General features: G+C 52.4%; 11 protein-coding genes. 10 read left to right on the top strand and 1 reads right to left on the bottom strand.

The features are described 5' to 3' along the window. The 4 genes from PAT3040_RS35290 to holA all read left to right on the top strand — a co-directional run. Nucleotides 1-2,008, top strand: a 2,008-nt coding sequence (locus tag PAT3040_RS35290) for a DNA internalization-related competence protein ComEC/Rec2 (RefSeq protein ID WP_108996280.1), incomplete at its 5' end; no start/stop codon positions are given. A 187-nt stretch (nucleotides 2,009-2,195) separates the two neighbouring features. Beyond that, complete coding sequence (locus PAT3040_RS35285) at nucleotides 2,196-2,744, top strand: RNA polymerase sigma factor (RefSeq protein WP_087567179.1); 549 nt, start codon at nucleotides 2,196-2,198, stop codon at nucleotides 2,742-2,744. After that, nucleotides 2,741-3,733, top strand: coding sequence for an anti-sigma factor family protein (locus PAT3040_RS35280; protein ID WP_108996279.1), 993 nt, complete (start codon nucleotides 2,741-2,743; stop codon nucleotides 3,731-3,733). The genes PAT3040_RS35285 and PAT3040_RS35280 overlap by 4 nt, the downstream gene beginning before the upstream one ends. A 306-nt stretch (nucleotides 3,734-4,039) precedes the next feature. Further along, entirely contained in the window at nucleotides 4,040-5,074 is a 1,035-nt protein-coding gene (holA, locus tag PAT3040_RS35275) for a DNA polymerase III subunit delta (RefSeq protein ID WP_108996278.1), read from the top strand. A 123-nt stretch (nucleotides 5,075-5,197) separates the two neighbouring features. Here holA and rpsT read toward each other — a convergent pair whose 3' ends face one another. Further along, nucleotides 5,198-5,470, bottom strand: a complete 273-nt coding sequence (rpsT, locus tag PAT3040_RS35270; protein ID WP_087567176.1) for a 30S ribosomal protein S20 — start codon at nucleotides 5,468-5,470, stop codon at nucleotides 5,198-5,200. Between the two features lie 198 nt (nucleotides 5,471-5,668). On the opposite strand from rpsT, the gene gpr reads away from it, so the two are divergent. The 6 genes from gpr to PAT3040_RS35240 all read left to right on the top strand — a co-directional run bounded on the left by gpr (nucleotide 5,669) and on the right by PAT3040_RS35240 (nucleotide 12,432). Then, nucleotides 5,669-6,688, top strand: coding sequence for a GPR endopeptidase (gene gpr / locus PAT3040_RS35265; RefSeq protein ID WP_258235314.1), 1,020 nt, complete (start codon nucleotides 5,669-5,671; stop codon nucleotides 6,686-6,688). Nucleotides 6,689-6,938: 250 nt separating this feature from the next. After that, nucleotides 6,939-8,210, top strand: a complete 1,272-nt coding sequence (locus tag PAT3040_RS35260; RefSeq protein ID WP_108996276.1) for a stage II sporulation protein P — start codon at nucleotides 6,939-6,941, stop codon at nucleotides 8,208-8,210. Continuing rightward, nucleotides 8,207-8,596 (top strand): hypothetical protein, encoded by a 390-nt coding sequence (locus tag PAT3040_RS35255; RefSeq protein ID WP_087567173.1) that lies wholly within the window; start codon nucleotides 8,207-8,209, stop codon nucleotides 8,594-8,596. The genes PAT3040_RS35260 and PAT3040_RS35255 overlap by 4 nt, the downstream gene beginning before the upstream one ends. A gap of 76 nt (nucleotides 8,597-8,672) precedes the next feature. Beyond that, nucleotides 8,673-10,490, top strand: coding sequence for a translation elongation factor 4 (gene lepA, locus PAT3040_RS35250; protein ID WP_108996275.1), 1,818 nt, complete (start codon nucleotides 8,673-8,675; stop codon nucleotides 10,488-10,490). A gap of 148 nt (nucleotides 10,491-10,638) precedes the next feature. Then, nucleotides 10,639-11,814, top strand: coding sequence for a radical SAM family heme chaperone HemW (gene hemW / locus PAT3040_RS35245; protein ID WP_108996274.1), 1,176 nt, complete (start codon nucleotides 10,639-10,641; stop codon nucleotides 11,812-11,814). A 147-nt stretch (nucleotides 11,815-11,961) separates the two neighbouring features. Next, nucleotides 11,962-12,432, top strand: coding sequence for an N-acetyltransferase (locus tag PAT3040_RS35240; protein ID WP_087567171.1), 471 nt, complete (start codon nucleotides 11,962-11,964; stop codon nucleotides 12,430-12,432). The last annotated feature ends 97 nt before the right edge of the window (nucleotides 12,433-12,529 follow it).

Below are 12,529 nucleotides of genomic sequence, written 5' to 3'. Positions count from 1 at the left end.
GCTGCGGGGCCGCGTCGACGCTGCGCGCGAACTTCTCGGCGCGCGCTTCGGGGAGCTATACCCGTCCCATCAGTCCGGGTATATGCAAGGGCTTATTCTGGGTCTGCGCACGAGTCTCGACCCCGAGCAGTTCGATCAGTTCGCGAGGCTTGGGCTGACGCATATTCTGGCCATATCGGGCCTTCACGTAGCCGTCTATATGGTCATGATGGGCGGCCTCCTGCGAATATGCCGGATGAGCCGCGAACGAATCCAGCTGTCGCTAATGATTACGATCCCGCTCTATGTTTTATTGACGGGAGCTTCGCCCTCCGTGCTTCGTGCCGGAATAATGGCGATTCTGGGGCTGATCGCGGCCAGACTGGGCAAGTTGAAAGACGGCTTGCATCTCCTGGCGGCAGCTGCCGTGGCTATTCTTGCCTATGATCCCTATTATTTGGATTCCGTCAGCTTCCAGCTGTCGTTCGTCGTCACGCTCGGGTTAATATGCGGCGTGCCCCCGCTAAGACGTTTGATGCCCCGGCGACAAGGAGTGGCCGGCTGGCTTTGCGATCTCGCGGCAGTGACGATTGCGGCGCAACTGGTATCCTTTCCATTAACCATTTATTATTTTAACGGCTTCCATCTATTGTCGCTTGCCGCCAACTTCGTGCTGGTTCCTTTCATCAGCTTCGTTATCATGCCGATCGGGACGATCGCGCTGCTCTTGTCACCCGTTTGGATGGGAGGCGCAAAGATGTTGGCGGGATTGTCCGTTACGTTGAACGATTGGACTTTTTGGATCGTCGATATATTGGCAAATGTAAGCTCTATGAGGCTCATTTGGGAGACTCCGTCGTTATGGTGGGTTGCGAGTTACATGCTCTTATTGTTCCTGCTCTTCCGTTATTTGAGACAGCTAGCCCCCTTGCATGGCGAACAACTCTCTAAGGAGAATATGGATCCCGGCGGCTTCGAGATCACGGAACCTCTCCCTAAGCATTCTAATGTCATCCAGCCGACTGGCGCTAAGAAGTCAATCCTCTCATTAATGAAGGTTAACTTGAAATGGCTGCCCGGTCATCGCGCGTTGCTTGGACTAACGACAGGTCTGATTGCGTTGATCTTCTATGCCTATTACCCCAATCTCCTGGATCGCTCCGCAGTCGTCAGCTTTTTTGATGTCGGACAAGGGGATTCCGCTTTGATCCGCACGCCAGGCGGCAAACATATTCTGATCGACGGGGGAGGTACAATGACGTACCGGAAGCCGGGAGAGGAGTGGCGGGAGAGGAGCGATCCGTTCGAGGTGGGGAAAAAGGTCGTCTTGCCGCTGCTTATGAAACGAGGCGTGAAGGAATTGGACGTGCTGGTCATCTCCCATCTGGACAGCGATCATATTCGAGGCCTGAAGGCCGTAGTTCAGGGAATTCCGGTTCGTGCTGTTTGGTGGAACGGCACGATGAAGGCATCGGAGGATGTCGAGGAACTCATGTCTCTAATTGTGGAGGCAGGAATTCCGCTATATGCGCCTCGATCCGGCGATTACGCCAAGATTGATGGAGAGACGAAAATCCAAATTTTATGGCCGCCGGAATCCGATGAGACGGGCATCCAATCCGCAAGCGAGCAGAACGAAAGCAGTCTGGTCATGACGCTCGAAATCTATGGTCATCGGTTTCTGTTCGCGGGAGACGTCGGCATGGAAACGGAACGTGCAATAATCGCGCTACACACTAGGGCGGAAGATGCAAATGGAGAAAGCGGCCGTAAGAACCATACGGCCCCAGTCGACATCATGAAACTAAATCACCATGGCAGCCGCCATTCCACGGGAGAAGCATGGCTTGCCTATTGGGCGCCTCGCGGCGCGGTCGCATCGGTTGGCGCGTCTAATACGTATGGCCACCCCCATCCCGATGTGCTGGGGCGTGTTCAGCGTGCCGGCGCCAGACTGTGGCGTACGGATACGGACGGCGAATCCATGTTCCGATTAACGCCGCAAGTTCTCTCTTATCGGTCAAGATAATCTCTCTATACGGAATCGATCGAACATGATATTCTATAGTGTGGGGTTATCCGACGTAATCATACCAGAGACCCATTGAAACACAATCATGATCTTTCATTCTAATAAAAATATAAATGATAAAAGTTGCATGCAACTTTTAATGCAACCGATCCGTCTGTAAGGTTGCAAGAGAGGAGGATCCTTCGTGGTGGAGCCCGGCCTGATCAAAGCCGCTCAATCGGGAGATCGCGATGCGTTAATTACTCTATTGCGAGAGATTGAAACCCATGTTTATCGGACAGCCTATTATATATTAAACAATGAACAGGATGCCATGGATGCCTCCCAGGAGGCGTTGATCCGAATTTACACCAAGATTGGTTCCTACGAAGAGAAGGCGCAGTTCAAGACATGGATTCAACGGATTGTAACGAATATTTGCATTGACAAGTTCAGGCGCAACAAGCCGACGATATCCATCGACGAGCATGAGCTTGTATTTAGGGAGAAGCAGAACGTCGAAGAGGAAGTGTTGTCCGCTTACGCCCTGCAGGATATTCGAAGCGCGATCGAGCAGCTTCCGGAGAACCACCGGACGGTCGTTGTGCTGCGATACCTGCAAGATTTTTCGTACAACGAAATTGCCGAATCGCTTGATTTGCCTCTCAACACGGTTAAATCCTATCTGTTCAGAGCCAGACAGCAACTACAGAGTTTACTTCAAGATTATCAGAAAGGTGGTGTCCGGGGGTGAATTGTCAAGAGGTGACGGAGCTTATGCAGCGACAGCTAGACGACGATCTGCGCGAGAGCGAGATGGAAGTCTTAATGAATCATACCAGACATTGTCCGGACTGTGCCGCCATGTTCGAACGACTTACCAGATTATCCGCCGAGCTTAATAATCTGCCCAAGGTAACGCCTGCCTACAGCCTGGTCGATGCCATTATGCCAGAGTTGATTCGGATCGATAACGAAACGAAGCATGCGGAAACATTGGCCGTTCCTGCAACAACGTATGATCAGGGATCGTTGACGCGAAGAACGCAACGTACGCGGCGCTGGCCATCCTGGAAGTCGATCAGCGGCGTTGTAGCTGCGGGAATTGTGGCAGGTATATTCCTGGTGACGTATCCGCCGCAATCAAGTTTAAACGATCAAGACAAGGCTTCCTCTATTGGCCAATCAGCCGCCGAGATGGAGATGAAGGAAGATACCTCGGTAATGGATGTCTCGCCACTCAGCGCCAAGAAGGATCCAGGCGGAGATGCCGCCGCCGATGCGCCAACGGATGGAACGGAAAATCTCAAAGGGCCATATGGCTTGACGGACAAGAACGGCAATCCCATGGAGCCGGAAAGCGGCTTCAATGCCGGCGGGTCAGAGGCGCTCCCTAATTCGGCACAGCGCAATAGCGATGTCACAAAGCCCGTCGAGGAAGAAACGAGTTATGGCGTTGAAAGCACGTCAAAGCATGAGCCTGACATGGGCATTACGGGACATGCGATGCTACCATCGCCCGACGGACAATATATGGCGAATGTGGACGGGTTTTCTATTGTCATCCTGTCTGCCAGTGACAGTTCGACGTTGTTCCAAACGGAAAGAAAGAACGGCCTGCACGTTAATCTGGTCTGGGCGCAGGACAGCGCTTCGCTTACTTATGAAGTAAGCTTGGACCACGGCGCGGCACAGAAGTATGAAATTGCCATCCCGTCTTTTGAGGAACGGAAGGCAGACTGATTTTTGGCGAATGCACTCCCAGTCGCAGCACGCTTTGGAGTAACGGAATGGTGCAACCCATTTTTTTGAGGGGAAATAAGCACATATGCCGATGCCCCTGAGTATGATAAAGCATGAGATTCGTCTACGACGTGGAGCTGGACGTCGTAAGACCATTCATGTACGGCGGCGCCATGGAGCCGCCTGTGAATGTTAATATAAAGACAAAGGGATGCCGCCCTGTATGGGGCAAGCATCCCTTTGTTGCTTCCGGCGCCGTCTGCTGGTAATGTTAAAGGGAGCATGGATCGCAAGGGGAGTGGCAAGTTGGATATTCGCGAAGCATTTAAAGAAATCAAAGCCGGTAAGTTCCGTCCGGTATATGTTTTATATGGAAAAGATCGTTACCGGATGGGACAATTCATTGATGCGCTGACCGGCTTTATGTTTGCGCAAGAAGAACGCGAGATGGGGATCGTTAAGTTCGATACGGCGGAATCCGCGCTTGACGAGGCCGTGTTGGAGGCAGAGACGCCGCCTTTCTTCATCGAACGGAAGCTGGTTCTTATAAGGGATGTTAGCGTAATGGCAGCTGGCGGCAAAGAGAACACGAAGCTGGAGCACCGTCCGGAAACGCTGCTGCGATATATGGATAACCCGCTTCCATCGTCGGTTATCGTCTTTGCCGTTCATGCGGACAAGCTGGACGAACGACGCAAGCTGGTTAAGGCGCTAAAGGACCGCGGTTCTCTGGTCGCATTCCCTGAGATGGAGATTCAGGAGCTGAAGCAATGGCTTGTGAAGCGGGCGGCCGAACAGAAGCGTACGTTGACGGCGGCTGCGGCCGAACTGCTTATAACGCGAGTCGGTGTGGGGACGGGGCAGCTGTCCCAGGAAGTAGACAAGTTATGCCTTCATGCAGGTGAAGGAGGAGTCATAGATGCCGAACAAACCGCATTATTGACTGCGGCTACCGTCGAAGAGGATGTATTTGCCTTGATCGATGCGATCGCTGAGCTTCGTATCGACAAAGCTCTAGGCATGTACCACCAATTGCTAGTCCGCCGGGAGGAGCCCATCAAGATCGCCGCGTTGATCGCAAGGCAGCTTCGTATTATGCTGCAGATTAAGGAGTTGGAGGGGCATCACTATTCGCCTCAGCAGATGGCAGGACATCTGGGTTTGCACCCTTATGCAGTGAAGCTGGCTGCCGAGAAGGCGAAGAAATTCGCGACAGCAAGATTAGGAGCGCTGTTAGCGGCACTTGCCGAGCTGGATTACAATATGAAGAGCGGTTTAATCGACAAGGCGCTCGGATTAGAACTGTACTTGTTATCATTGGGAGTCAGCAAGGGCGCTTAGCTCTGCTGGCTTTTTCTTTTTAAACCCCATACAAATAAGCTTCACCGGCCTTAGTAGGTCAGCAAAGCTTATCGGAATCGCATCGTCGAGCTAATGGATCATCCTTCTTCTTGTCGCAGCAGCTTACGCTTGAGCGGACAGGGAGTTTAGACGTTTCGCAAGACGGGATTTTTTGCGGGCAGCCGCATTTTTATGAATCAGGCCTTTTGTTACTGCTTTGTCCAATTTTTTCGTTGCAACGAGCAGAGCAGCTTTAGCTGCATCTACGTCCGTTCCAGCGATAGCTTGGTCAGCAGATTTAACGGCCGAACGAAGTGCGGATTTTTGGGAAGCGTTTAGAGCACGGCGTTTCTCGTTAGTCTTAACGCGTTTAATCGCGGATTTAATGTTTGGCATGGAATTCACCTCCTACGTAATTCTGTGCATCGCACGTAACACAACTTAAAATATATTATCATGCGACTGCCCAAAAAGCAATAGTAACCATTTATGTCGAAGCACATCCCATTTGATGGCCAAAAGCGGAAGCAATCGTATGAAATAACCGACTTTGCAAACAATAACGAAAGTACATGGTGCGAAAGGAGCGGCATAATGATGAAGGAACAAGCGCGCGAAGAGCTCGATCTGCAGCAATTCAATATACGGACAGACCTTGCCCTGGAGGCAAGGGAGCTGGCCAAGCCCGACGGAGGACCCATTCCCGGTATTCATTCGGAGGTGACGGAGGATGACGGCATTACCATCACGGTCCTTCATGTCCAGAACGAGCAAGGTTCGCAGGCGATTGGCAAAATTGTAGGGCAATACGTGACGATCGAAGTGCCAGAGTTAAGAAATGGCGATACGACGCTGCAGGATCGAGTGGCTACTCAATTCGCCAAACATTTTGAGTCGTTCCTGGAGCGTCTCCAAATTAATAAAATGGCAAAGGTGCTGATCGTCGGTCTGGGCAACTGGAATGTGACGCCGGATGCGCTCGGCCCGATCGTAGTCGAAAACGTGATGGTGACGCGGCACTTCTTCGAGTTGATGCCGGATCAGGTAGCTCCGGGATATCGTCCGGTCAGTGCGGTAGCGCCTGGCGTGCTGGGCATTACAGGCATCGAATCCAGCGAAATCGTGCGCGGCATCGCCGAGCAATCCAAGCCGGATCTCATCATCGCGATCGATGCCCTCGCTTCCAAGGCGCTGGAGCGGGTAAATACCACGATTCAGATCGCGGATACCGGCATTCATCCGGGCTCCGGCATCGGCAACAAACGTAAAGGACTTACAAAAGAAATTTTAGGCGTTCCCGTCATCGCAATTGGCGTTCCGACGGTCGTCTATGCATCCACAATCGTAAACAACGCATTCGAGATGATGAAGAATCATCTGGAAGAGCAGAAGGGCGATACGAATCAAATATTCGGCCTGATGAACAGCATCCCGGAAAATGAGCGATTGCAGCTCGTTAAAGAAGTATTGGGTCCCGTTGGTCATGACCTGCTCGTAACGCCAAAGGAAGTCGACCAATTCGTCGAGGATATCGCTAACATCATTGCGAGCGGCTTAAATGCCGCCCTGCACGAAGCGGTGGATACCGATAACGTTGCCGCTTATACCCATTGATGCAGCAAAGAAGCCAGGCGCAACAGCCTTGCAGTCCGAATCCGGGCTGCAAGGCTGTTTTTGCATACTGTCATTCTTCCTAGTTTCTAGCAATCTATTATTTTGGCCAATTTTCTAGTAGTTATGGTTCTATCAATTCTCCCAAGTTCATAGAGTAAAGTACAAGGCTTGATAAGAGTCTAGACTTTGCTAAACGCGCTGCGCCTGCAATTGAATGCGACATCCGTTTCGCCTTGGGAGGGTGTAAATCATGTATGGTCTACGAAAAATGTTGTCCGGATTACGTTACTCCGCAGCACGCGGTGAGACGGGTCCCGTCCGCGAACTGCTTGTGACGGGCAGAGCCTTCGCAGCCATGGCGCTCAGCTCCGCCATATTTATGATATTGCTAGGACTTGCTGCAATGCTTTACCAGCATTCGTCTGCCGTGCCGTCAGTGTCCATGAGAGGTTTCGCAGCGTCTGTGTCCAGCGGCTTGTTCGGAAACATGCTGGAGATGGAGATGCCGGCGTTCGCGAGCAGCCTGCCTTCGGATTCGCTGACTGGCAAAGAAATAAGCGTGTTCCTCATGCGATCACTGACTGATATTAATCCCGCCAATCCCGGCAGTCTGTTGGCCAGCGAGTTGCCGGGAATGCCGCAAAGCGACGCTTTTCTGATTCGCAAGGGCATCGGCACGGATACGGCTGTCGGCCCGCAGGATCATTCGCCGATCTTCGAGCCGGCGCCGGAACCGAAAACGCCGTCAGGCTCCAACGGCGAAGACGATGGCAGCGGCAACGAAACGGATCAGCCTGACGGAAACGGGGGTGAAGACGTAGGCTCGACGGATCCGAAACCTGACGGAGGACATCCGGCCGAAGGGAAGAAGCTGGCCTTCATCTATCATTCCCACAACCGGGAATCCTGGTATCCCGAACTTGAACCAGGCACTAAAGATCCTAGCTCCAGCACGACGAATATAACCTTGGTCGGCAAGCGGCTTGCCTCGAAGCTCGAAGAGCATGGCATCGGATCTGTGTTGTCCGAGACGGATTACCCGACGGCTATTCAGGATTACCGCTGGGAGCTCAGCTACAAGTACTCCATGAAGACGGTCAAGGAGGCGCTGGCGGCAAGCAATGATCTGACCTATTTTTTCGATCTGCATCGCGATTCCCAGAAACGCAAATATACGACGGTCGATATCGGCGGAAAGAGCTACGCGCAGGTTTATTTTATTATCGGGCATCGCAATCCGAACTGGAAGGAAAATGAAGCGTTTGCCACAAAGATCCATGACGCGCTTGAGAAGGAGTATCCGGGTATTTCGCGGGGGATATGGGGGAAGACTGCTGCTACAGGCAATGCCGAATACAACCAGTCGCTTGCCTCCGAGAGCGTTTTGATCGAGGTTGGCGGCGTGGACAATACTTTGGAGGAATCCTACAGGACGGCAGACGCGCTTGCAGAAGTTATTGCGTCGATACATTGGAAGGAACGACAAGCGGAGGAAGCATCGGGCAAGGAGGTGAAGCAATGAAACGGAAAACTTGGAAGCTGCTTCTGCTGGGCGGAGCGCTAACGTTTATCGTATTATTCGGGATCGAGATGTCTACTACAGGTATCGAGCGGATCTACGGACCGATGGACGGTTCGGAGCCGTACGCAAACGGCGGAGATCGAGCATATTATGCCAACGAGACCGACCGCAGGATCGCGGAGCTCGAAAAAGAGCTGGACGACGTTCGCAGAATCGCATACGGGGACGCTTACGGCAGGGACAATAACCGTCTTCCCGGCATGCCTGTCGAGGAGGATACGGCAGCCGTCAATCGAATCGCGGATTCCACATCCGGCATCCTTCAGACGGCATCGAGCAAAGGCATCCGGTTCTTCGCTTCGCTGTTCGACGGACTGCTCAACTAACTTTCATTGATGTGTCCCCTTGTTGCTGATATAATAGGAAGAATGATTGGATTATTGGAGTGTGGGGGCTTGAAGGATGTCTGATGTTCTTAAACGACAGAAGAAAATAAGAAATTTTTCTATTATCGCACATATTGACCACGGCAAGTCGACGCTGGCGGACCGGATTCTGGAATCAACCGGCGCGTTGACCAACCGCGAGATGCAGGCCCAAGTGCTGGACAACATGGATCTGGAGCGCGAGCGAGGCATTACAATTAAGCTGAAAGCCGTGTGTCTCAGTTATCGCGCGGACGATGGTGAAGAATATTACCTTAATTTAATCGATACACCCGGGCATGTCGACTTTACATACGAGGTATCTCGCAGCATGGCGGCCTGCGAGGGCGCCCTGCTGGTCGTCGATGCCGCGCAAGGCATCGAAGCGCAGACGCTTGCCAACGTCTATCTGGCGCTGGACAATAACCTCGAGGTGCTGCCCGTTATTAATAAGATCGATCTGCCGAGCGCGGAGCCCGATCGGGTAAAGCAGGAGATCGAGGATGTTATCGGTCTCGACGCCAGCGAAGCGGTACATGCTTCCGCCAAGGCCGGAATCGGCATCAAGGAGATTCTGGAGCAGATCGTGCACAAAGTGCCGGCGCCGAACGGCGATCCGGACGGGCCGCTGAAGGCGCTTATCTTCGACTCGCATTATGACGCCTACAAGGGCGTTATCGTCAATGTTCGCGTCGTCGACGGCAGCATCAAGGCGGGCAAAAAAATTCGCTTCATGGCAACAGGCGCTGAATTCGAAGTTATCGAGGTCGGCGTGTTCAAGCCGAGAATGACCATTGTGGACGAGCTCGCGGTAGGCGACGTCGGGTTTGTAGTCGCCGGTATTAAAAATGTGAAGGACACTCGCGTCGGCGATACCATAACGGAAGCAAAGCGTCCCGCGCCAGAACCGTTGCCAGGTTACCGCCGCATCAATCCGATGGTTTACTGCGGTTTGTACCCGATCGAGACCCAGGATTACAATGACCTGCGCGAGGCGCTCGAGAAGCTGGAGCTTAACGACGCTTCGCTTCGCTACGAGGCGGAATCCTCGACAGCGCTGGGTTTCGGGTTCCGTTGCGGCTTCCTCGGCCTGCTTCACATGGAGATCATTCAGGAGCGTATCGAACGTGAATTCAATATTCCGCTCATCACGACAGCGCCAAGCGTTATCTACAAGGTTACGCTGACGAACGGCGAGCAGCTTAATATTGATAACCCGTCCAATTATCCGGAATCGGGCAAGCTGGACTTTGTAGAAGAGCCATACGTCAAAGCCGACATTATCGTGCCAAACGATTATGTTGGGGCTATTATGGAGCTTTGCCAGGGCAAACGCGGCGAATTCGTGAACATGGAATACCTGGATTCGAACCGCGTGACGTTGACCTATGAATTGCCGTTATCGGAAATTGTCTACGATTTCTTTGATCAATTGAAGTCCAGCACGAAGGGTTATGCATCTTTCGATTACGAATTGTCCGGCTATCGGAAGTCGAATCTCGTAAAGATGGACATTATGCTAAACGGCGAGCAGGTCGATGCGCTGTCCGTTATCGTCCATCGCGATCGTGCATACAATCGCGGCCGGGTCATCTGCGAGAAGCTTAAGGAACTGATTCCGCGCCAGATGTTCGAGGTGCCGGTCCAGGCATCCATCGGCACGAAGGTTATTGCTCGCGAGACGGTTAAGGCGATGCGTAAAAACGTCCTTGCAAAGTGTTATGGCGGCGACATCAGCCGGAAACGCAAGCTGCTTGAGAAACAGAAGGAAGGCAAGAAACGGATGAAGCAGGTCGGAAACGTTGAGGTACCGCAAGAAGCGTTCATGGCGGTCCTCAAGATTGACGAGGATTAGGCTGCATTCCGGTCGAATGGATGATCGAACCGTTCTTCGAATGACTGAAGTAAGACGGAGGAGAGCATTTGCTCTCCTCTGTTCAATTTTTCAAGATATACAGAACTTCGATCTGTTGTTGGAAATGGTGATAGGGAGGGAAAACGTAATGACGATGCAACTCGCGACAGCGCGGGCGCCGCGCTCGCTCTATATACACATCCCGTTCTGCACGAACAAATGCCACTACTGCGACTTCACGTCGTATGTGCTAAGGGGACAGCCCGTCGATCAATATCTCGACGCGCTGGAGCAAGAGATGATTACAACCGTCGAGACGCTGCGTCCCGAGGTGATAGACACGGTATTTGTTGGCGGAGGGACTCCGACGGTATTGACGCCGCCGCAGATGGAGAGATTCCTGAAAGCAGTATCGACGCATTTCCCGCTTGCGGATAACGTGGAGTTCTCCATGGAGGCGAATCCCGGCACAACCGATATAGACAAGCTTGGCGCCATGCGGGCAGGCGGCGTGAACCGGATCAGCTTCGGCGTTCAATCGTTCGATAATAGCTTGTTGGAGCGTATCGGACGTATTCATAATGTAGACGATGTCTATCGGAGTCTGGAAAATGCGCGTCAGGTGGGCTTCGATAATTTGTCGATCGATCTGATGTTCGGCTTGCCAGGTCAGACGCTGGAGCATTTGTCGGACAGCGTCGACCGGGCAATGGCACTAAAGCTGCCGCATTATTCGCTGTACAGCCTTAAGGTGGAGGAAAATACGCTGTTTCACAAGCTGTACGAGCGCAATGAATTGCCGCTTCCTCCCGAAGAAGAGGAGTACGAGATGTTTCTTCTATTAATGAAGAAGCTGCAAGAGGGTGGCTATCGCCACTACGAGATCAGCAATTTTGCCAAACCGGGGTTTGAGAGCAGGCATAACTCCACCTACTGGCGCAATGAACCGTATTATGGTCTTGGTGCCGGGGCTCACGGGTACAGCAATCGTACGCGGCATATCAATCTGAAGGGCGTTCAGCCTTATATTGACGCTGCTGCAGTCAAGCTCCCCAGACTGGAGACGTTCGAGGTTTCGGAACGTGAAGCGATGGAGGACTTTATGATGGTGGGGCTGCGTCTGCTTGAAGGCGTTCCGGTCTCGCGCTTTCAGGAACAGTTTCCCGGACAACGGATGGAGCTCGTGTTCGGCGAGACGCTGGAGAAGCAGCTTGCGAACGGTTTGATGGAGCGGATTGAGGAGAATGGAGATACCATCTACCGTCTGACCGATCGAGGCATTCTGCTTGGCAACGAAGTATTCGGTGCATTTATAACGACATAGACGAAACGTGCCCGTTTCAGCATACATTGGCTTAAATAGGCGACCCTTCCAGTGAAAATAGCTATTGAGAATTAATTCGTTTTGATGTATATTTATTCATATTCCAAATGTAGCTTAATTCGGGGATTCGTGGAGGTGCAGGCAGATATGCAAGCAGTGGAAGTATTTTGCAGGAAAGCAACGACGGAAGATGTAGAGAAGCTGTATGAATTGATTCAAGGCTACGCCGAACAAGGCATTATGCTGCCGCGTACACGCGAAGCCCTGACTCGAATAATAGATACGTTCGTCGTGGCGGAGATCGGCAGTGAAGTGGTTGGCTGCGGCGCGCTGACGAAGCTGGGAGACAATCTTGTCGAGATCCGGTCACTTGGCATTACGGATGGATACAAGAGCCTCGGTATTGGAAGCAAGCTTGTGGAGAAACTTCTGGAGCAAGCGAAAGCGCAAGGCATTACCAAGGTCATGGCGCTGACCTATGCGGACAAATTTTTTGAGCGCAATGGCTTTACGATCGTGGAGAAGGAGATTTTTCCCGAAAAGGTATGGACGGATTGCGTCAATTGCCCCAAGCAAAATGCGTGCGACGAGATCGCCGTGCTGAGGGAACTGGACTAATGCAATGATTGAATCATAAGCTTCGCGACCGGGTAAGCAGCCGATCGAGGAGCTTTTTTTGTGTGCGCGGGAGGGACGGCGAGGCCGAATGAAGTGA

The sequence above is a fragment of the Paenibacillus agaridevorans genome (assembly GCF_003112455.1).
GTDB classification, from domain to species: Bacteria; Bacillota; Bacilli; order Paenibacillales; family Paenibacillaceae; genus Pristimantibacillus; species Pristimantibacillus agaridevorans.
The sequence above is the reverse complement of the archived record's forward strand: the minus strand, read 5'-3'. Positions and strand labels throughout refer to the sequence as shown.

Excerpts from the sequence above, each read along its gene's own strand:
- hemW (WP_108996274.1), top strand. The coding sequence starts at position 10,639 with ATGACGATGCAACTCGCGACAGCGCGGGCGCCGCGCTCGCTCTATATA.
- gpr (WP_258235314.1), top strand. The coding sequence starts at position 5,669 with ATGATGAAGGAACAAGCGCGCGAAGAGCTCGATCTGCAGCAATTCAAT.
- lepA (WP_108996275.1), top strand. The coding sequence starts at position 8,673 with ATGTCTGATGTTCTTAAACGACAGAAGAAAATAAGAAATTTTTCTATT.
- PAT3040_RS35255 (WP_087567173.1), top strand. The coding sequence starts at position 8,207 with ATGAAACGGAAAACTTGGAAGCTGCTTCTGCTGGGCGGAGCGCTAACG.
- PAT3040_RS35240 (WP_087567171.1), top strand. The coding sequence starts at position 11,962 with ATGCAAGCAGTGGAAGTATTTTGCAGGAAAGCAACGACGGAAGATGTA.
- rpsT (WP_087567176.1), bottom strand. The coding sequence starts at position 5,470 with ATGCCAAACATTAAATCCGCGATTAAACGCGTTAAGACTAACGAGAAA.
- PAT3040_RS35260 (WP_108996276.1), top strand. The coding sequence starts at position 6,939 with ATGTATGGTCTACGAAAAATGTTGTCCGGATTACGTTACTCCGCAGCA.